At 37.8% G+C, this 19,561-nt stretch carries 22 protein-coding genes and 1 other annotated feature; of the genes, 6 read left to right on the forward strand and 16 right to left on the reverse strand.

Features of this window, described 5'->3' with window-relative positions; all coding sequences use genetic code 11:
• Positions 1–82: 82 nt before the first annotated feature.
• Positions 83–1,654: a 2-isopropylmalate synthase gene (locus tag MKX57_RS22275; RefSeq protein ID WP_089985813.1), complete on the forward strand. Its 1,572-nt coding sequence runs from the start codon at positions 83–85 to the stop codon at positions 1,652–1,654.
• A gap of 46 nt (positions 1,655–1,700) precedes the next feature.
• On the opposite strand, the gene metG is transcribed toward MKX57_RS22275, so the two are convergent.
• From metG to rsgA, 4 genes are all read right to left on the reverse strand, one after another.
• A complete protein-coding gene (gene metG / locus MKX57_RS22280) occupies positions 1,701–3,335 on the reverse strand; it encodes a methionine--tRNA ligase (RefSeq protein WP_342550617.1) in 1,635 nt (544 codons plus the stop codon).
• A gap of 57 nt (positions 3,336–3,392) precedes the next feature.
• Positions 3,393–3,653, reverse strand: a binding site (T-box leader).
• Between the two features lie 111 nt (positions 3,654–3,764).
• Complete coding sequence (locus MKX57_RS22285) at positions 3,765–4,412, reverse strand: HAD hydrolase-like protein (protein WP_090002065.1); 648 nt, start codon at positions 4,410–4,412, stop codon at positions 3,765–3,767.
• Between the two features lie 15 nt (positions 4,413–4,427).
• On the reverse strand, positions 4,428–4,853 hold the full coding sequence (gene fosM / locus MKX57_RS22290; RefSeq protein ID WP_089985816.1) for a FosM family fosfomycin resistance protein: 426 nt from the start codon (positions 4,851–4,853) through the stop codon (positions 4,428–4,430).
• Between the two features lie 20 nt (positions 4,854–4,873).
• Positions 4,874–5,944, reverse strand: coding sequence for a ribosome small subunit-dependent GTPase A (gene rsgA / locus MKX57_RS22295; RefSeq protein ID WP_008175282.1), 1,071 nt, complete (start codon positions 5,942–5,944; stop codon positions 4,874–4,876).
• 395 nt (positions 5,945–6,339) lie between these two features.
• Between rsgA and MKX57_RS22300 the strand changes: the two genes are divergently transcribed.
• Together MKX57_RS22300 and MKX57_RS22305 are read left to right on the forward strand one after the other, a co-directional pair.
• A complete protein-coding gene (locus MKX57_RS22300; RefSeq protein ID WP_043989928.1) occupies positions 6,340–7,422 on the forward strand; it encodes a 3-oxoacyl-[acyl-carrier-protein] synthase III C-terminal domain-containing protein in 1,083 nt (360 codons plus the stop codon).
• 1 nt (position 7,423) lies between these two features.
• The gene (locus tag MKX57_RS22305) at positions 7,424–7,966 is read left to right on the forward strand and encodes an isoprenylcysteine carboxyl methyltransferase family protein (protein ID WP_089985818.1); all 543 of its coding nucleotides are present in this window, start codon (positions 7,424–7,426) and stop codon (positions 7,964–7,966) included.
• 18 nt (positions 7,967–7,984) lie between these two features.
• Here MKX57_RS22305 and MKX57_RS22310 read toward each other — a convergent pair whose 3' ends face one another.
• Complete coding sequence (locus MKX57_RS22310) at positions 7,985–9,178, reverse strand: GTP-binding protein (protein ID WP_170844099.1); 1,194 nt, start codon at positions 9,176–9,178, stop codon at positions 7,985–7,987.
• A 172-nt stretch (positions 9,179–9,350) separates the two neighbouring features.
• Between MKX57_RS22310 and rpmG the strand changes: the two genes are divergently transcribed.
• Positions 9,351–9,500 (forward strand): 50S ribosomal protein L33, encoded by a 150-nt coding sequence (gene rpmG, locus MKX57_RS22315; protein ID WP_008175287.1) that lies wholly within the window; start codon positions 9,351–9,353, stop codon positions 9,498–9,500.
• A 116-nt stretch (positions 9,501–9,616) separates the two neighbouring features.
• Here the strand turns inward: rpmG and MKX57_RS22320 are convergent, their stop codons facing one another.
• The 4 genes from MKX57_RS22320 to MKX57_RS22335 all read right to left on the reverse strand — a co-directional run bounded on the left by MKX57_RS22320 (position 9,617) and on the right by MKX57_RS22335 (position 11,922).
• Entirely contained in the window at positions 9,617–10,336 is a 720-nt protein-coding gene (locus tag MKX57_RS22320) for a hypothetical protein (protein WP_342550618.1), read from the reverse strand.
• 11 nt (positions 10,337–10,347) lie between these two features.
• Positions 10,348–10,632, reverse strand: a complete 285-nt coding sequence (locus MKX57_RS22325) for a hypothetical protein (RefSeq protein ID WP_342550619.1) — start codon at positions 10,630–10,632, stop codon at positions 10,348–10,350.
• The gene (locus tag MKX57_RS22330) at positions 10,619–11,197 is read right to left on the reverse strand and encodes a hypothetical protein (RefSeq protein WP_342550620.1); all 579 of its coding nucleotides are present in this window, start codon (positions 11,195–11,197) and stop codon (positions 10,619–10,621) included. The genes MKX57_RS22325 and MKX57_RS22330 overlap by 14 nt, the downstream gene beginning before the upstream one ends.
• Positions 11,198–11,283: 86 nt before the next feature.
• Positions 11,284–11,922, reverse strand: coding sequence for a hypothetical protein (locus MKX57_RS22335; RefSeq protein ID WP_089985823.1), 639 nt, complete (start codon positions 11,920–11,922; stop codon positions 11,284–11,286).
• A 232-nt stretch (positions 11,923–12,154) separates the two neighbouring features.
• Between MKX57_RS22335 and MKX57_RS22340 the strand changes: the two genes are divergently transcribed.
• Positions 12,155–13,339, forward strand: a complete 1,185-nt coding sequence (locus MKX57_RS22340) for a hypothetical protein (protein ID WP_342550621.1) — start codon at positions 12,155–12,157, stop codon at positions 13,337–13,339.
• 170 nt (positions 13,340–13,509) lie between these two features.
• The gene (locus tag MKX57_RS22345) at positions 13,510–14,124 is read left to right on the forward strand and encodes an exosporium glycoprotein BclB-related protein (protein WP_089985825.1); all 615 of its coding nucleotides are present in this window, start codon (positions 13,510–13,512) and stop codon (positions 14,122–14,124) included.
• A gap of 122 nt (positions 14,125–14,246) precedes the next feature.
• On the opposite strand, the gene MKX57_RS22350 is transcribed toward MKX57_RS22345, so the two are convergent.
• The 7 genes from MKX57_RS22350 to MKX57_RS22380 all read right to left on the reverse strand — a co-directional run bounded on the left by MKX57_RS22350 (position 14,247) and on the right by MKX57_RS22380 (position 19,546).
• Entirely contained in the window at positions 14,247–14,780 is a 534-nt protein-coding gene (locus tag MKX57_RS22350; protein ID WP_089985826.1) for a YfiT family bacillithiol transferase, read from the reverse strand.
• A 41-nt stretch (positions 14,781–14,821) separates the two neighbouring features.
• A complete protein-coding gene (locus MKX57_RS22355) occupies positions 14,822–15,040 on the reverse strand; it encodes a hypothetical protein (protein ID WP_090002071.1) in 219 nt (72 codons plus the stop codon).
• Positions 15,006–15,134, reverse strand: coding sequence for a hypothetical protein (locus MKX57_RS22360; RefSeq protein WP_258870082.1), 129 nt, complete (start codon positions 15,132–15,134; stop codon positions 15,006–15,008). The genes MKX57_RS22355 and MKX57_RS22360 overlap by 35 nt, the downstream gene beginning before the upstream one ends.
• Positions 15,135–15,274: 140 nt before the next feature.
• Complete coding sequence (locus MKX57_RS22365; protein WP_089985827.1) at positions 15,275–16,843, reverse strand: BCCT family transporter; 1,569 nt, start codon at positions 16,841–16,843, stop codon at positions 15,275–15,277.
• A 128-nt stretch (positions 16,844–16,971) separates the two neighbouring features.
• On the reverse strand, positions 16,972–17,742 hold the full coding sequence (locus MKX57_RS22370; RefSeq protein ID WP_089985828.1) for an alpha/beta hydrolase-fold protein: 771 nt from the start codon (positions 17,740–17,742) through the stop codon (positions 16,972–16,974).
• Positions 17,739–18,521 carry an ABC transporter ATP-binding protein gene (locus tag MKX57_RS22375; RefSeq protein ID WP_115648604.1) on the reverse strand — a complete coding sequence of 261 codons (783 nt, stop codon included), beginning with the start codon at positions 18,519–18,521 and terminating at the stop codon, positions 17,739–17,741. The genes MKX57_RS22370 and MKX57_RS22375 overlap by 4 nt, the downstream gene beginning before the upstream one ends.
• Positions 18,522–18,550: 29 nt before the next feature.
• Positions 18,551–19,546 (reverse strand): iron ABC transporter permease, encoded by a 996-nt coding sequence (locus MKX57_RS22380; protein WP_089985914.1) that lies wholly within the window; start codon positions 19,544–19,546, stop codon positions 18,551–18,553.
• Positions 19,547–19,561 lie beyond the last annotated feature (15 nt).

The raw sequence follows: 19,561 nt of genomic DNA on the forward strand, positions 1-19,561 counted from the left end.
GATGGGTTTTTTTATTTTTTAATGAATCATTGGCCTACGTGTAGATTTTAAATACAGATAACTACAAGAGGAGTGTTAAAAAATGGGAAGAAAAATTTGGGTATTTGATACAACATTACGTGATGGTGAACAGGTGCCAGGAGCCAAGCTAAATTTATATGAAAAAGTAGAAATAGCACAGCAACTGAAAAAATTAGGTGTGGATATTATCGAAGCCGGATTCCCCGCTTCATCACAGGGGGATTTTGATGCTGTCAAAGCTGTAGCTGAGAAGGTCGGTACCACTAGCGATATTATGATTACAGCATTAGCACGTGCAGTAAAGGCAGATATTGATGCCGTCTATAATGCTGTGAAATACGCTGAAAATCCAATGATTCACATGGTTCTTGGGACATCCGATATACATGTGGAGAAAAAATTCAGTAAATCCAAAGATCAAATTCTGCAAATTGGTGTAGATGCTGTAAAGTATGCGAAAACTCTATTGCCACAGGTTCAATATTCTACTGAGGATGCGTCTCGTTCAGACTTTGAGTATCTTTGGAAAACGATTGAAGCTGTTATGCGAGCTGGTGCAACTATGATTAACGTTCCTGATACAGTCGGTTTTGCAGAACCAGAAGAGTTCGGTGAGATGATCTTTAAATTAAACAACCGTATGAAAAACTTAGATGATAGCGTTCTTCTTAGTGTTCATTGCCACAATGACCTTGGAATGGCAACAGCTAATACGCTTGCCGCGATAAAAAATGGTGCCGATAAAGTAGAATGTACAATTAATGGTATCGGTGAACGCGCAGGAAATGCGGCATTAGAAGAAGTCGTTATGGCGCTAAAAACGCGTAGCACTATCTACAATGCTGATACACGTATTAACACAAAAGAAATTATGAATACATCACGACTTGTATCTAGTTTTATGGGCTTAGATGTTCAAGTTAATAAGGCTATTACTGGAGATAATGCTTTTGCCCATTCATCGGGTATCCATCAGGACGGATTACTAAAATCCCGTGATGCCTATGAAATTGTGCATCCAGAAGACGTAGGTCTTGATGATATGGAGCTAGTACTGACAGCACGTTCTGGCCGACATGCCGTGAAAAATGCTCTTGAAAAATTAGGGTTTTCGAATCTTTCTACAGATGAATTCGAGGGAATCTTCGAAGGCTTCTTAAAGCTAGCGGATGCCAAAAAAGAAGTATACGATCATGATTTATACGTGATCGTTGAAAGCTATTATGAGAAACATGATGCTTCTCACAAGAATGCCACACATTATAGTGATCAATTCTTTGATATCGAAGATCTACAAGTCGTCAGCAATACAAGCTTCCCTTCTGCGAGCGTTAAAGTGCGGAAAGGTAATGAAGTATTGAAGGCTAGCGCAGTTGGCTCAGGCCCAATTGATGCTCTCTATTCTGCCATTGCCGAAATTACAAGCATGGATGTAAAACTAGTGGAATATAATATCAATAGTGTTTCGCGTGGCAAAGAGGCGCTAGGAAAAGTAAAAATCACGATTGAGCATGAAGGTGAAAAGTATATGGCTAAAGCTGCAGATACTGACATACTAAAAGCAAGTGCTCTAGCCTATATTAATGCCATCAATAGCATTGTGGTTGCCAAATTGACACCTGTCATGAATTAAAACAAAAGAAGCAGTATGGTCCATTAGCCATACTGCTTTTTCAATGCTAGCGACTATCTCTTACTAACTTTTGATATTCTTCTTCTATTAGTTCGATATCCAGTCGTTCAAACAAAGGTGTTACGCCTTGAATGGTTTTAGGTAACTCTACTTGTTCATGCCACATCATTTCATCTATACCTAGCATATTTCTTACTTTCTCTGCTGAAAACGGTAGGAATGGATGTAGTAATTGTCCGAGATTGGCAATGATATAGACGCAGGTTGCAAGTGTGCAATTGCCCGCCTCCACATGTTCTTTTACTTGTAACCATGGCTGCTGTTCATCGAAGTAACGATTAGCGCCACGAATATACTCAAAAATGGACTCTAATGCTTGCTTGAAATGGCCACCCTCAATAAGAATACCCACTTCATTAAATAGCTGAATAGTTTGTTTGCGAATAGTACTATCCACTTCAGCCTGAGGTACTTGATTAGCAAAGGATTTCTCTATAAATTTCAATGTTCGGTTCACAAAATTACCATAGGCACCAAGTAATTCACCATTATGGCTGTAAATAAATTCTCGCCATGAAAAATCAGTATCTCGATTTTCTGGTGCATTAGTCGTTAAAAAATAGCGAATAGAGTCAGCATCATAACGACTTAAAATATACGGAACCCATACAGCCCAGTTTTGACTCGTCGATAATTTGCGTTTTTCTAATGTTAAATATTCATTAGATACGATATGTGTCGGCAAAGCTTTCGCACCTAGTCCCATTAAAATAGCTGGCCAAATAACTGTGTGGAATGGGATATTATCCTTTCCATGGACATAGTATGAAATGGTTTCTTCATTCCATAAATCTTCAATCGCCATATGATGTTGCTTTGCCCATTCTAGGCTAGCCGTTAAATAACCTGCAACTGCTTCAATCCACACATATATTTTTTTACCCTCAAAGCCAGGAACTGGAACATCTATTCCATTTGGCAAATCTCTCGTTACTGCTCGGTCAGGAACGCCCTCTGCTAAGTAGCGCTCTGTCAATCTTAAAGCATTGTCCCTCCAACGTTTTTCTGCCTTTGCCTCGGATAAAAAGGTCTCTAATCTCCCTTGAAATTGACTAAAGGTAAAATAAAAATGTTCTGTCTCTCGAATGACTGGCTCATTCCCACATATTTTACAGCTCTTATCGATTAAATCCAATGGGTCTAAAATTTCCGAGCAGTTATCACATTGGTCTCCTCTCGCCTTTGCACCACAATTTGGGCATATGCCCTCTACAAATCGATCCGGCAAAAATTGCTGATCTGCCTCACAGTAAGCCTGTTCAATTTTCTTTTTATATAAAAAATTGTTGGCAAGTAGCTGTAAAAATAAGCCTTTAACGGATTCATGATGGTGCTCTGCGTCTGTTCTTGTGTATAAATCATAAGTAAATCCTAGCTCATTAAAACATTTTGTAAATTCTTCATGATAATGATTAGCAATCGCCTCGGTTGTTGTGTTTTCCTGTGCTGCACGTATAGAAATTGGTGTACCATTACAGTCACTACCCGATACGTATAATACTTGCTCACCTTTTTGACGGTAATATCTAGCCAAAATATCACCTGGTAATAGTGCGGCTACATGTCCTAAATGCAAAGAGCCATTTGCATACGGCCAAGCGCCTCCAATAACAATAGTCATTCTAAATTGCTCCCCTCACATAAAAAAATGGTAAAAAAAATCGCCCTAATCAAATCTGATTAGGACGAGTCTACCCGTGTTACCACCTATATTTACAAATAGCTCACACTATTTGCCTCATTCAGTACGTCTTTTTTTAAATATGAGATACTGCCGCCGTTGTAACGAGTGCCCATCTCGTCGTAATCTACTTGCTAAAAAGCTTTCGGTACGAAGCTCAAAGGTCATTTTCAAAAGGATTCATTTACCTCATTTCCACCAACAGAGGCTCTCTACAAAATGCTGTTCCTATTTACTTTTCCTTTTCAATGCATTATCTATAGGATTGGCACTATTCTACGCTTTATTGCGATGAAATGCAATAATTGTCGTTAAGGTCGCTTCCATTTTTTCAAAACGCTCACTCATATGTTAATGTGTTTATCATGATTAGCCTATTTCTATGTTTAATAACTCCGTTAAATCATCTATTACAATATGTGCCTGTTGCAATTCATGATCCTGAGCAAAGTCAAAACGAACACCTATTGAGAGTAGCTCATTATCGTGGGCAGCTTGAATATCGGATGAACGATCTCCAACTACCGCCCCGTCCTGAATCCCATTGTCTTGCATTACTTTTTTAACTAAATCTGATTTATGTCCGCTTGCAATGGATTGAATGCTGTAAGTCCCCTTTATAAATTGCTCTAATTGATAGGTTTCAACAATTGCCTGTAAATAGTCAACCTGTCCATTACTCGCTATGTATAACGGATAGCTTTTCGACAATGTAGCAAGGGTTTGCTCAGCATGTGGATAAAGCGCACCTTTACGACTACGGATTTGGTCGGTCAACTCTACATGAAATAGCACATTGCTCTCCTCACGTATGTCTACTGAATGCATTGGACATAAAGTCTCCCATACAACCGGTAAAGGAACGCCCATAATTTCACGGTATTTTTCAATAGGTGTTTCTCCCTGCCATAAGCCCTTTGTACGCAACACATCAAATGTGGCATCCAGCGCAGGTTCTAAAATAAGATTTGTTTGAAATAAAGTGCCATCCATATCAAAAATAAAAGCTTTCGTCACAAAATCACTCCTTGATTAATGATTAAAAAACTCCATATGTAACTTTTCCTTCTTATAATAATCCAAACGATCTTGCAAAGTCCCCGTATGGAATTCAAACTTATGTCCATCAGGATCGGTAAAATAAATTGATTTTTTATCTCTTTCATCTCTTTGTCGGCCATCTAAAATATGAACCTTCAATTGTACCAATTTATCATACATTTTATCGAACTCATCCTCAGAGATCGTGAAAGCGATATGTGTATAGGAATATTGAATGTCATTGCGCGGTATATCTTTTTCAACATTGAGGGCAAGCCACAGCCCATTTACATCAAAATAGGCTGTGCTATTTCCCTTTACAAGTAACTTGGCATCGAAAACATTTTCATAAAATGCAATAGATTGCTCTAGATCAGACACTGAAAATAGTAGATGATTTATGCTTTGTATGGTCATATGTGTTTGTGTGCTCCTCTTTATTTTTTTCCCTTTTTAACGCCTTTAGAAATTTGCTTCCATTTACGTTGCTCCTCGAGCTTTGCCTGCACATTTGTTTTGCGTTCCATATAAGCCAATTCTCTTTGTAGCTTAAAATAGCTTTGTAAACGATTTTGATCAAGTTCACCATCTGCAATAGCTTGCTGTACTGCACAATACGGCTCTTTTTGATGGGTACAATCACGATAACGGCAAGCTTTTGCTAATTCCTCAACATCTTGAAAGCTAGATGATAAACTATCACCTTGATTCCATAATTGTAGCTCACGCATTCCCGGCGTATCAATTAAACAGCCGCCAGAAGGTAACATCACTAACTCTCTGTGAGTCGTTGTATGACGTCCTTTAGCATCGTCTTCACGTATGTCTGATACCTTCATCAGCATTTCGCCACACAGAGCATTCGTTAATGTAGATTTCCCTGCACCAGAGGAGCCCAGTAATGCCCCAGTAACTCCTTCTGTAAATAAGGCCTGAATTTCCGTTAAGCCTTCTCCAGAAATGGCACTCGTTACGAAAACATCTACTCCAAATGCTACTGAATCAACTTCCTTCACTAAGCTTGATGCATCGTCGCATAAATCCGCCTTTGTTAGAACAATAATGGGCTTTGCACCTGAATCCCAGGCCGCTACTAAATATCGTTCCAAACGGCGAATATTAAAATCAGCATTCAAGCTCATGACAAGTAACACAATATCCACATTCGATGCAACAATCTGTTCCTGGATTTCCAGACCAGCAACTTTTCGAGAAAAGACTGATTTTCGTTGGAATAATTGATGAATAATTGCTCGTTCCTCACCAGGCATTTTCTCTACTAGCACCCAATCGCCCACTGCGGGATAGTCTTCACGAGCTAAAGATGTATAGGCATAATGGCCAGCGATGGTCGCAAGCCATTCCCCTTCCTGAGCTAACACTCGATAGGAATGCTTATGCTCTAAAGTAACCCTCGCAGGCACACAATTTTTAAACTTAGACTGTTTCTTCATTTCTAACATTTGCTCTTCAAAATATTTTGTAAAACCTAATGTTGTTAAATTCAAATTAATTTCCTCCTAAAGGTACGTTTCCATGACGCTTCTGTGCAGACTTCCGCCAGAAGCATATCTTGATTCAGAAAATTTGAACCACGATAAAAAAACCTTGTATCTGCGCAATTCGGCAGTTACAAGGTTTCACACGCACGTTTAAAGGATATACAAATACCTCGAGCTATGCACGACGTCGCTTTGTATATTTTAGGCGTGTGAAATGAAACAAACCGAATTGCAGTTCGCTAAAAATAGATTTATTCATCATGTCACATCACCTACTTTCCATTTAGTTGTTTCCAATATATATAAAATTTAGGGAATTGTCAAATAAAATATTATTAGCATGTATCTCCTTCCTTCACGCATAGAATGTACAAGACCAATAAATGCGAGGAGATGTTGAATTGCCTAAAATCATTTCTATTAGCACACATCAACCACCTTACACATTACAGCAATCAAATGCAGAGGAGCTTACAAAGGAGCTTTTCTATGAAAAAATCCCAAAACTAGAGCGCTATTTAAAGGTTTTCGATAATGGCGGAATTGAAACACGTCATTTTTGTGTACCACCTGAGTGGCATCGTACAAATCACTCCTTTGAGGAGCGTAATGGTTTATATATTGAACTAGCCACACAATACAGTGTAAGCGTCATTCAGGCATGCTTACAAAATGAAGCCTTCTTACATTCACCCATTTCTCCTAAAGAAATCGATGCCATCATATTTGTAAGCAGTACGGGGATCTCAACACCTAGCATTGACGCTCGTGTGATGAACAAGCTTCCTTTTTCCGATCAATTGAAACGTATTCCGCTATGGGGATTAGGCTGTGCAGGAGGAGCAGCAGGTGTTAGCAGAGCCTATGATTTTTGTAAAGCACACCCTAATGCAAAAGTGCTTGTTGTTTGTGTTGAACTATGTAGCCTCACTTTTCAGCCAAATGATTTTTCTAAAAGTAATTTAATCGGTGCTTCACTTTTTGCTGACGGTGCCGCCTGTATTCTCGTATGTGGCGATGAAATCATGATTGATACAAAAAAACCATCACCATCTATTTTGGCGACAGGCTCTAAATGGATGCCTGATTCAGAAAATGTAATGGGATGGGACGTTAAAAATAATGGGCTTCATGTCATTTTCCAAAAAAGCATTCCGGCTATTATTACTAGTTGGCTTGGACCATATATTGAACAATTTTTACTGGAACAAGGAATTTACAGTGAACAGCTTACTCATTTTATTGCACATCCTGGAGGAAAAAAAGTATTAAAAGCCTATGAGGACACGCTTTATCTTTCTTCTCAAAAAACCGACATTTCTCGGGAAATATTACGTCAGCATGGTAATATGTCATCGCCAACCGTGTTATATGTGTTAGAACAATTTATGTTACATGAAGGACAAGTGGAGGATACAGGTTTACTCGTCGCTCTTGGCCCTGGTTTTTGTGCAGAAGCTGTATTACTAAACTGGAGGGAGTAGCATGATCTTCTATCTAATTGTAACGCTTGTCATTCTACAAAGATTGACAGAGGTTGTCATTGCTAAACGAAATGAGAAATGGATGATTGCTCAGGGAGCCTATGAGGTTGGTAACTCCCACTACCCTTATATGGTCACTATGCATATTAGTTTCTTCTTGTTTCTAATTGTTGAAGTAGTAACCAATCACAATGGTATATCGCCCTTATTCCCATTATTTTTTATTTTATTTGTAGCCGTTCAGGCATTGCGTATATGGTGTATCCGTTCTTTAGGAACGTTTTGGAATACAAAAATTCTCATTCTACCTCATGCACAAGTCGTGCGTAAAGGTCCCTATGAAATTATGCGCCATCCTAACTATGCTGTCGTTTGTTTGGAAATTCTCCTTCTACCTCTTATGTTTCAGGCATATTTCACGGCGTTTTGTTTTACACTATTAAATATTACAATGCTTTCTGTACGAATTCCGATAGAAGAAAAGGCATTACGAGATGCTACTAATTATAATCGTGTGTTTGAAAAGAAGATTTCGGAATCGTAGCCGAAATCTTCTTTCTTTTTATGAATGCCATTCCCAGTTAAACGGATCTTGTAGTCGTTCCCAAGGATTACGAAACTCTTCATCTGTTAATAAACAGCTGTCCAACTGTTTGATAATACGCTCTCTATCTAAGTCTATACCAATAAGAACAAGTTGGGTCATGCGATCTCCAAACTCGCTATCCCAATCTTCCAACACCTCCGGACTTTGTAGGAAGACATCTTCCTGCTGAGCTTTTGGTAGTGCCGCTACCCAATAAGAAACAGGTTCAATTTTTGCAGATGAACCAGCCTGTGATAGCAATAATGCTACGTCTTGATGCTTTGCACTCCAAACAATTCCCTTTGCTCGCACAATTGATGGTGGCATTTGGTCACACCACTCGACAAAGCGCATTGGATGGAATGGTTTTCTACTTGTATAGGTAAATGAAGATATGCCGTACTCCTCCGTCTCCGGCATATGGTTTTCATGACCAAGCTCTAATTCTTTTAACCAGCCAGCTGATTCTGAGACACGTTCGAAGTCAAAACGACCTGTATTTAAAATTTCAGCAGGATCAATTTCACCACTAACCGTTCGGATTATTTTTGCCTCGGGCTGTAATGCGCGTAGTATACGCTCTAACCGTTCTACTTCTTCTATTGAAACTAAGTCACACTTATTTAATACAAGGACATCACAAAATTCTATTTGATCAATAAGAAGGTCTGCAACATCCCTTCCATCTAACTCACCAATTGCTTCCTTACGCTCTAATAAACTCTCTCCCGATTGAAAATCATGCCAAAAGCGATGCGCATCTACAACTGTTACCATCGTATCCAATTGACAAAATCTCGTTAAATCTATGCCCAGCTCTTCATCTAAATAGCTAAATGTTTGTGCAACTGGAATCGGCTCACTAATACCTGTCGATTCAATCAATATATAATCAATATTGCCAAGCTTCGCAAGACGTTCCACCTCCTGTAATAAATCTTCTCGCAATGTACAACAAATACAGCCATTGGATAACTCCACAAATTTCTCTTCTGTTCGTGAGATCCCGCTGCCATTTGCAATAAGCTCAGCATCAATATTAATTTCACTCATATCATTCACAATAACAGCAACACGTAAATCCTTTTCGTTTTGCAATACATGATTCATCATCGTGGTCTTACCAGAACCTAAATATCCACTTAATACAGTTACAGGTATTTTCATTATTCTCTCTCCAACTCCTTAAATCGTAATCATTACTATTTACAATTTGTAATTAAAACATATATATTTTCAAAATGCAAAGCTTTTAATCACATGAAAAAATAAACTTGACAATTTACACCCTAAAATATATTGTTTAAATCGTAATAATTACTATTTACAAGGAGGCATATTTATGCGCGTACAAATAACACTAGCCTGCACGGAAACTGGTGATAAAAACTATATCACGACGAAAAATAAACGTACTAATCCAGAGAGATTGGAGCTTAAAAAGTATTCCCCTCGCTTAAAACGAGTTACTTTACATCGTGAAACAAAGTAACTTAGGCAGTAGTTAATTAATTTGAATGTTTTTTGGACCAAGCAACCTTGCCCTAAAAAATAACTGTTTCAAAAGAGGAAGGCTTACTCTCTTTTGAAACAGTATTTGTATACCATCTATTCTCTATTTATTTCGAATGCGAGCTCGTTCAATTTTTGATCGAGTTCATCAAGCATTCGTAATCGAAAATCAATCTGCTCGTCTATATTTATAGACTCATTCATTTTTACTCTACTATCATCAGATTGATTTTTATAGCCCTTTATCTCATTAGTAAGTTTTTCTATTTCTAGATTTTTCGTTTCTAATTCTTTTACTAATTGTTCATAAAGGCTATCCGTCTCTACTTTGTTTCTATATGATTGTTCTATCGTCTCTAAAATACGTTCCATTTGTCCACCTGTAACGATAGTAAAGTCATTTAATCTTTTATCTAACGCCTCCATCATTGACTTATAGTTTGTTTCTTCGATAGATACATCAATGTTTTCCTTTAATAACTTATTTTCTGCTCGCTGCTCGCTTAGTTCCTTTAATAAAGACTCTATCGAAGCAATTTGTTTTTTTCTTTGGAGCTCTCGCTTTTGTAACTCTTCATCATATGCTTCCAATTCCTTATCAAAATCTCTCTTCAACTTTAATAGTTCCATCGAAAGATCTTTTCTGAGCCTTGTTAATTGTATATTCTCCCGTTCAAGACGTAGCACTAATGCATAATAATCACTATCCCTAAGCCTTTTCACTTCATTTTTATATTTGGCTAATTCGGCCCTTAAAAAAATAATCATTTGTTGGAGCTGTAGAGGATCATTGTTTTTGACAATATCGTTGTCCATCCTTGCACCTCCTAGCCTGAAAAACTTTTTAGAATTTCAATGACTTCTTCAAACTGTGCTTTACTGTCTTCTAACATTTCATCCAGTTGTTTTAACCACTTTTTTTGTAGTTCTGGATGATCATGTTGTTCAAATTTTTCACTTTTTTCCCCAGAGACAAGATAAGCAATTAATTGTTGTAATGTATTTTTTTCAAGAAAGGCAAAACTATTATCTTGTACATTACGGCGGTTAAGCTGGTCCTTCAGCAATTGTTGGATTACTCTATTAAGTTCTTGTTTTTCATGATCCCCCATTGTTTTCCTCCTGTGTTGGACTAATGCCATTGAGATTAATTGGGTTTAACACAAGCACACCATCAGTTAGCTGATCACAATATGTAAAACCCATAATAGTGCCAGAATAAGATAAATTATGGGACCATTTAATTTGAAAATTGGTAAATGAAATCGTTTCATTTGGTTCGATGGTGGACTTCTCTATTGGTCTCAGCCAGTATTCCTCTTTGCTCGATTTGTCATTAAAACGCTCCCAATTACTTTGCCCCTGCGTCTTTAAAGTAGGTGTAAAATTTTCGTGGACATACCTTCCTGAGAAATAAAACGGAGAATCTTTCGGTAATTTAATGCATAAATATGGATTGGTGACGGGTGTATGCCCAATATTACGAATATGATAGGATCCTAAACATAGACTTTCTTGCTCAGAATCATAGGATATATTGAACGAGGATGTAAAATAACTAATAAGATTAACCTTATTTGGCACTGCTAGCTCTTCTACCAGCTTTTTAATTTCCTGTACATATGTGTTTGTCTGTTCTTTCACCGCTTGTATCTTGTCTTCTATCCGTGTTATCACTTAATGCCCCCTTACTATGGTTCATAAAAAAAAAGAGAGGATAACCCTCTCTTCATGATATGACTTTCCTCTATTTGTTAGCACTATTAACCAACAGTTGGGAAAATAACTGGGCATTGTTGTGGACGAACCGCAGTTGGACATGTGAATGGTAAATCTGCTCTTGGTTCGCAGAAAGTTGCTAAGAATTCCACAGTAACTGGGAATGTTGATTGAATGCTTTGGCAAACAGCAACAGTAATTGTTAACGCAGAAAACGTAATCGCACCTGCTGCAGGCGTTAGTGTACCAGTCGTACATACGAAGCAATCTAAATCTGTATATAGAATTTCTACATCTGTACCCTTAGGTGCACATAATGTCACTTGCTCACAGCGTGAAACAGGAATTTCAGCGCTTGTGAACATTGTTCCATTTGGTAATGTAACTATGATCGTAAGAATGAAATTCTTTTGAATATTTAAATGTTGAAGACAAACAGTTGATCCATCGATAGAGAATTGGCGATTCTCACGGTTTAGGATCACAATTGGATTTGTAGCTGCTGGAATTACACGACATGTAACAATAGCACCAGTTAAGTCAGTAGCTGGTGTTACGCCTGGGAATGTAATTGCTCCAGTTGGTGAAATATCAAATGACATTTCCTTTACAATCCAATCATATACCTTATCAACATTTATACAAATCAGTTCCTGCGCCTGGGATGGCATATGTTCTTGCATCCTTTTGACACCTCCATAAGTTTTTTATCTTTCGTTTGTAGCATATGTTTTTCAGCTATAAGTGCATGGGCTAATAAATAGTTACATTGGATATTTATAAAAATCAACGGCAAACATTTTTACTTACAGTGCTTTCTTTATAATAAGAACTAAAATGTTGAATGAACCGGTATATTTGTAACAGAAAGTCAATATTTTTAATAAACTAATAATGGAAAAGGGGTGAACTACAATGGAAGAGTCAAAATTGTATACCACTCAAGAAATTGAAAATTTAAGGCAAAAAATTGAAACCTATAGAGAATCGTTATCTTCATTAAAAATGGGATCGTCAATTGAAGATTTTCTTTATATGAAGCAGGAGTTTGATGGACTAAAAACGCAGATGGCACATTTAGAGGGGATTACAGAGACATTGGATACTAAACAAAATTCATATATAAAAGGGTATGATGATCAAATAAGGCTTCTGTCCATTCAGATTGAGTCTCTGAATCAAACCATGGAAGAAATGAATCAAGAAATTTTAGCTGTTTTAAACAAATTAGTAACTGTTGAAGGAAATGATACTACAACCATTCCTCCCTCCAATAAAATGCCTTCTCAAACTTCCGCTACTCACATACCTAGACAACCTAGAATGATACAGACAGCAGATAAAACTACGATAACATCAGCACAGCCATCTTATAGACTATTACAAAATTTGGCAGGAAAAGCCACAAACCACCAACAAAATGTAAATAATAATGGCGCTTCCTCTCCTCATAATGATCGACAGACAACTAAACCTGAAGAGCGGCATTTTAATCAGCAGTATTTTCAATCCATTAATACGCATCCAAGCCATATATACAATGGCTTATTCAGAAACACGACAGTTGAATCCACCTTCCATTTTAAAAATGCCACGGATGCAAAGGAAGTTCCAGTAAGTGTTTATGATCCATCTGCTGTACAGCTCACTTTAAGTGAAGAAGACATCGAGAAAGATCATTTACCATCAACTATTGTTCATGAATCGAGTACTGGAACCGAAAAAACAGATGATCCTATAGAGGTTGTGCATTCGAAAAATGAACGTAACAATCATGAGATTTCTGAAGTATCTACAGAATCGTTGGAACAGGTTCATTCGGGGATGCTTAGCGAGCCAGTTAGTCAAGACAATTCGGCAATAGCTAACGAGCCTCTAAACCAAGTTGTTTCAGAATCAGTAACAGAACCTGCTGACACACATCATTCTCCTTCATTAGAAACCGAAGAGTATGTTGAAGTGTATAATTCTGAAGAAGTCTATGAGGTTCATTCGTCACTTGAAAAAGAGAATAAGCAACCTGATCCTGTAAACACACCGATTGAAGAAAATAAGAAGGGAAAAAACTCATTTTTCGATTTTTTTAAAAGGTGGAGTTAAATTTATCATTTTATAAAACATCCATTATGTATGTAAATATACATAGTGGATGTCTTTATGTTTCAAATAAAGCTGGCTTTAAGAAATCATTGAATTTATAGGTGAAGTAGATATTTGCCCTTAACCCCTAATCTGAAATGAATAGAATAATGAAGAAAGGGGGTGTAAAAATGTGTTTAAATAATTCTATGTGTGGTTGCTCAAAAAATGGCAATGGTGAATGTACTGCATTAGGACCTTTTGTAGCGATTGATGCGGCATGTATTACTACGCCTCAAGCAACTGGCTCAATCATTCCTTTCTCTTCTGGTGTCACACCTGTTGTTTTAGCATCATTAGTTACTGGATTAATTGCAACACCGAGTCTAATCGGATTTGGTACAGCAGTACCTGGTGTTACAATTTTAGGAAATACCATTGATTTATCTGGGGTTGTAACAGAGGCATTCTCAGTTCCTCGTCCAGGTAATATCACGGCTATTTCTGCATCATTCTCTGCAACAATAGCTATTGCTTTAATTGGAACAACAACCGTAACTGCAACAGTTTATCGCGCTCCTGCAGGTAGCACTGTGTTCACTGCAACAACAGCAACTGTCAACTTAGCTCCAGCATTTACTGGTGCCATAGCATTAGGCCAAACTTCATTCGCTTCTGCGAACGTAGCACCAGTTCCAGTCGTAACAGGAGACCGTTTATTAATGGTTTACTCTATTACAACTGCCGGTGTTGCTGTTGCACAAGTTCTAACAGGAACTGCAAGTGCAGGTATTACGATTGCTTAAGCCTCGATACAATCACCTAGAAAGTAATTTAAATATCCTTCATGTATGAAAAAATTGATAGCATTGTACTAAAAAATAATAGGCGATTTCTTTTTCAAGAAATCGCCTATTTCGCATTTTTACTATTTCGTCAAAGCATTCCGAATATGCGCCAAATGATGTTTGCCATGCCATGCATATAACCCAATTGCCTGTTCCAATGTTGTCAGACCTGAATCAGGATGATTAAACGCTCGTTGTAATTGTTCATCTGTTAAGCTTGTTAATAAGTAAACCCAACGTCCATGTAAACATTCGATTAGTTTAAGAGAAGTCGCTATTGGCATTTCTGAATCTGGTAGCAGTGCCCACTCAGCTTCATTGTATGGCTTAATAGTTGGCTCGTCCTCTGTTAAACCTAGCTTAAAGCGGATATAGCTGTTCATATGACTATCAGCAATATGATGGACTAGCTGTGTTACAGTCCAGCCATTTTCACGATAGGATTTTGCCAATTCCTGCTCACTTGCTCCACTTAATGCTTCTTCAAGCTGCTGTGGTAATAAACGAATATCTTCCAACCATTCTTTTACTTGCTGTGATGTCACTTCTGTTGGACATTGAAACTCCCCAATTGGATATCGTAAATCAAAATCGATCAAATTACTCTCCTCCATTTCTATATCCTCTTACTTTTCCAAAGTGTTTTAGGTCACTATTATTCCTGAATATCATAAATCAACGTATCAAAGTATTTACCATTTGTATACAGTAAAATTGCCCATTCTCCAGGACTAGGAATTTTTACGCTTGAAGGTCTATGAGCATCTGCTCCATTTGCGGGCCCGCCAAGGCCTATGCTCCATCCATCCACTAAAATTGGCTGAATAGTTTTAGTATCTCTATGGTAGCCTACTACTGTTAAAAGCCTGTTCACCAGCCTGCATACCCTGTTCAATGGATTCTACCGTTTCACTCAATGCACTAGATGGTGGTGGTGCCGCTGCATACTCTTGAAATGCCTGAATCATCACCTCATGTATAATGGGTGCATCTTTTATTTCTGCTAATACTAGCTCAGTTAACCTCCACGAATGATTTTTAATACATTTTAATGTATATAAACACAAAAAACTGTATTACTCATGAAAGAATAATACAGCTTATGACCTCATTTTTTTTCTTTAGCTTTTGCTTCTTTCTCAAGATGCTTTTTGGCTATCTTCAATCGTTGAATGTCTTTTTTCTTCAGCGGAATAATCTCATCCTTCATCATTTTAATATAAGAAATCATTAACAACAGTAATATTACCGTAAATGGTAAAGCGGCAATTAACGACGCCGTTTGTAATGCATCTAGCCCACCCGTATACAATAAAACACCTGAAATAGAGGCCATTAATATACCCCAAACTAACTTCGACAGTACTGTAGGGTTTAAGGATCCCCTTGTCGTCATACTGGCCATAATGAAAGTAGCAGAATCGGCTGACGTAATTAAGAAGATAATAATGAGCAAAATCCCAATAAAAGAGGCTATCGTTGAAAGTGGCAAATGCTCTAACATTTGAAACAACGCCACTGTTACATCGTTATGAACGGTTTGTGCAATTTGAGCTTCTTGATGCAAATCGAACCACAAGGCAGTACCTCCAAAAACAGCAATCCAAAAACAAGCAATAAGAGGAGGAATGATTAATACGCCAACAATGAATTCTCGAATGGTCCTACCTTTTGATACACGAGCAATAAAAGAACCAACAAAGGGTGACCAAGCTATCGCCCACGCCCAATAAAAGATAGTCCAATCCTTTACCCACGTCCCCCCGACATACGGTTGCATCCTTAAACTATATTGAATAAAGTTTGAAATATAATCGCCTATTGCTAGTGTAAAGGTTTCCATTATAAATACCGTCGGACCTGTTATAAAAACAAATAGCAGTAACACAATCGCTAGCATCATATTGACATTACTTAAGATTTTCATTCCCTTTTGAAGGCCTGTAGTGGCAGATAACATATAGCCAATAAACATGATAAGAATAATGACTACTTGGAAGAGAAATGTATTAGGTAAACCAAAGACAAAGCTTAAACCTCCATTTGTTTGGAGCACGCCCAAGCCAATAGAAGTAGCTACCCCCATAACTGTTGCAATAACCGCTAAAATATCAATCGTGCCCTTCACGACTCGATTTTTCCCCGTTACAGGCTCTAAGGCGGTTGAGATGAGCATATTTCTTTTTTTGTTAAATTGCACATACGCCATAACGAGCCCCAATATGGCATAAACAGACCATTGGCTGATTCCCCAATGAAAGAATGAATAGCCCATTGCCAGTCGGGCTGAATCTGTCGTAAGAGGTTTTGTGTCACTAAAAGGTGGTGAAAAATAATGACTCATTGGTTCAGCTACTCCCCAAAAGACTAGTCCAACCCCAAGTCCTGCAGAAAAGAGCATAGAAATCCATGTGAGAAAGCTAAATTCTGGGCGACCATCTTCTGCTCCTAATCGAATAGTGCCATATTTACTAATCGCCAAGCCAAATAGAAAAACCACGATTATAAAGACTGCCATTAAGTAAAACCAACCAAAAAAATCCGTCGTCATATGAAAGACGCTGTTCGCTACATTCTTAAACTTTTCCGGTATTATTGCCCCAATAATTACTAAAAGTAAAATGGCTCCACTAGAAATAATAAATACTGGGTTGATTAAATTTTTATTTTTTTGCATACAGCGCCTCCATTAATCCCAGACGTTTTACCAAATTCCCTTTATTATGAGTTTCATTCAAGTATTTTATAAATCAAAACTTCCTGAAAATAAAAAACCGCATTACCCATAGATAATGCGGCTATTATTTATTCATTTTTAAAAGCAAAACGTATGGCTCTACTCATAACAGTAGGCACAACAGATGCATGATTTTCGTTTAAAGCTTCATAAAAATCAACCTTCATTATTTTTTCAAGCATTGTTGCCATTTGTCGTGCATCATCCACCATAAAGGTTTCCAGTTCACCAGCACTAATAAACAATGTTTCCTTCATAGCCTGATGCTCATTTAAAAATACTGAGGCACATGGGACTAATTCATGCTCATTCCACCAGATGGAGGGACTGATAGCCAGGTAATGTTGAAAGCTTGTTTGATGGTGAAATAATTGCCAAAGCGTAAAATAACCCGCTAACGAGTGACCAAATATCGATTGCTGTGCTTTATTTACTGGATAGTTAGCTTCAATCATTGGCTTTAGTTCTTCTTCTAGGAATCGACTAAAGTTTACTGCCCCACCAAGCTTTTCATGCCCTTTACCTTTAAATCTTGCGGGATAAATATACGTCTCTGCTGGTGCCGTAAAATCATAAAATCGTCGTTCACGTATATCTTCACCATGCCCAATACCAACTACAATGGATGGTAAAATACCTGTTTTTGGCGCATTACGGCTTTGCAATCGGACTGCTTCTTTAACTAGAGGAAAATAAGAAGAACCATCCAATACATAGATGACAGGAAAACCTTCTGTTGGAGCTTCCTCATTGGGTATATATACGTTAATCCCATACGTATAGTCTGCCAATTTTGAAGTCATTTGCTGTGTTGAGTAATCTATTTCTGTTCGATTCATTTGTTTTCCTCCTTTAAAACGTCATAACCATAGCATACAGGTGTATTCGTTGCCGGATCTTCCATAATACGTGCATCAATGTTAAAGACTTGACGCATCACTTCTGCGCTCAAAATTTCCTGTGGTGTTCCGGTTTGCATGATAACACCCTTTCGCATGGCGATAAGATGATCTGAATACCTAGCGGCATGATTAATATCATGAAGAACCATGACGATTGTACATTGATGCTGTTCATTTAAATTTTTCACGATATCAAGTACTTCCAACTGGTGGGCCATATCTAAATAAGTAGTCGGCTCATCAAGCAACAATATACTTGTTTCCTGTGCCAATGCCATAGCGAGCCATACACGCTGACGCTGTCCTCCAGAAAGCTGTGCTAGCTCTCGATTTCGATATTCCATTGTATTTGTGACCGTTAACGCCCACTCAATCATTTTTTCATCCTGATTTGTTAAACGATTGACATTGTTGCGATGTGGATATCGCCCATAAGCAATTAACTCCTCGACTTTTAATTGCCCCGGTGCGATGGGTGTCTGTGATAATATTGCTAGCTTCTGTGCAATATCCTTTGTCGATAAATTTTGCATATTTTGCTCCTGCAAGTATACCGTGCCCTGTTGCTTTTTTAAAATTCGTCCTATCGTTTTGAGGAGCGTTGATTTACCACAGCCATTCGGTCCGATAATCGTTGTGACCTTGCCCTCTTCAATCGTTAAATTTAATCCTTCAAACACTCGAACCTGCTCATAACCCGAAGCCAAATTTTCCATTCTAAATGCAGTTTGCACACCGTTTCCTCCTATGCCTTAGATTTTACAAGTAAATACAAGAAATATGGAATTCCTATAATCGACACTACTATTCCAACAGCCAGCTCTGACGGTGCGAATACTGTTTTGCCGATAAAATCAGCTAGGATTAACAAGCCTGCACCAATCAATGCACTTACTGGCATGACATAACGGTGCTGAATACCAACAAGCTGCTTAGCAATATGTGGCGCCATTAAGCCAATAAAACCAATACTTCCTGATACGGATACGCAGGCACTAACTAGTCCCACACTGGCTAATAACAGCTTCATTTTCTCTTTTTCAACAGCAATGCCTAAACTTGTGATGCTATCCTCTTCCAGCTGAAAATAATCAAGTAAATACGATTTTCTATGCACATAAATTCCTAAAATTAAAAGCCAAGGTAACATAGTAAGAGCAAAAATCCAATTCGCATTGTAAATGGAACCTGCCATCCAAATGGCTGCAGATTCAAAATCCTGCGCACTCATTTTTAAAGATAGGAACAATGATAAAGCGCCAAATCCACTGTTAATGGCAATTCCAGTTAATATTAATCGCTGCATATCGAGATGACCGTTTTTTAAAGCAAATGTAAAAATCAATATAGCCGCAATTGTTCCACCGATAAAACCGAACAATGGCATCATTAAAATGGATAGCCAGCTATTCATATCTGCGCTCACTAATTTTAATTGAAAGAAAAACATAAAAATTACGACCGCGGCACCAGCTCCTGCATTAATTCCTAATATCCCTGGATCTGCGAGCCCATTGCGCGTAATACCTTGTAAAACAACCCCAGCCATTCCTAAACCAATACCAACGAGACCAGCTATGACAATTCGTGGTAAGCGGAATTCAAAAATAACAAGATCAAATTTTGGATTAGATTCAATACGCAATAATGTTTTTATGACATCCATCACTGACATATCAAAAACACCATTTGTAATATGTAGATAACTTGCAACTAAAATCAAAAGTAAAAGCATCGACATAGTCAAAAAGAATAC

Source organism: Lysinibacillus sp. FSL M8-0216, from assembly GCF_038595555.1.
GTDB classification, from domain to species: Bacteria; Bacillota; Bacilli; order Bacillales_A; family Planococcaceae; genus Lysinibacillus; species Lysinibacillus fusiformis.

What these genes read in the sequence shown, in the direction of transcription:
- MKX57_RS22275 (WP_089985813.1), top strand. Translation starts at nt 83, where the DNA reads ATGGGAAGAAAAATTTGGGTATTTGATACAACATTACGTGATGGTGAA.
- metG (WP_342550617.1), bottom strand. Translation starts at nt 3,335, where the DNA reads ATGACTATTGTTATTGGAGGCGCTTGGCCGTATGCAAATGGCTCTTTG.
- fosM (WP_089985816.1), bottom strand. Translation starts at nt 4,853, where the DNA reads ATGACCATACAAAGCATAAATCATCTACTATTTTCAGTGTCTGATCTA.
- MKX57_RS22305 (WP_089985818.1), top strand. Translation starts at nt 7,424, where the DNA reads ATGATCTTCTATCTAATTGTAACGCTTGTCATTCTACAAAGATTGACA.
- rpmG (WP_008175287.1), top strand. Translation starts at nt 9,351, where the DNA reads ATGCGCGTACAAATAACACTAGCCTGCACGGAAACTGGTGATAAAAAC.
- MKX57_RS22320 (WP_342550618.1), bottom strand. Translation starts at nt 10,336, where the DNA reads ATGGACAACGATATTGTCAAAAACAATGATCCTCTACAGCTCCAACAA.
- MKX57_RS22325 (WP_342550619.1), bottom strand. Translation starts at nt 10,632, where the DNA reads ATGGGGGATCATGAAAAACAAGAACTTAATAGAGTAATCCAACAATTG.
- MKX57_RS22335 (WP_089985823.1), bottom strand. Translation starts at nt 11,922, where the DNA reads ATGCAAGAACATATGCCATCCCAGGCGCAGGAACTGATTTGTATAAAT.
- MKX57_RS22340 (WP_342550621.1), top strand. Translation starts at nt 12,155, where the DNA reads ATGGAAGAGTCAAAATTGTATACCACTCAAGAAATTGAAAATTTAAGG.
- MKX57_RS22345 (WP_089985825.1), top strand. Translation starts at nt 13,510, where the DNA reads ATGTGTTTAAATAATTCTATGTGTGGTTGCTCAAAAAATGGCAATGGT.
- MKX57_RS22350 (WP_089985826.1), bottom strand. Translation starts at nt 14,780, where the DNA reads ATGGAGGAGAGTAATTTGATCGATTTTGATTTACGATATCCAATTGGG.
- MKX57_RS22360 (WP_258870082.1), bottom strand. Translation starts at nt 15,134, where the DNA reads ATGATTCAGGCATTTCAAGAGTATGCAGCGGCACCACCACCATCTAGT.
- MKX57_RS22365 (WP_089985827.1), bottom strand. Translation starts at nt 16,843, where the DNA reads ATGCAAAAAAATAAAAATTTAATCAACCCAGTATTTATTATTTCTAGT.
- MKX57_RS22370 (WP_089985828.1), bottom strand. Translation starts at nt 17,742, where the DNA reads ATGAATCGAACAGAAATAGATTACTCAACACAGCAAATGACTTCAAAA.
- MKX57_RS22375 (WP_115648604.1), bottom strand. Translation starts at nt 18,521, where the DNA reads ATGGAAAATTTGGCTTCGGGTTATGAGCAGGTTCGAGTGTTTGAAGGA.
- MKX57_RS22380 (WP_089985914.1), bottom strand. Translation starts at nt 19,546, where the DNA reads ATGTCGATGCTTTTACTTTTGATTTTAGTTGCAAGTTATCTACATATT.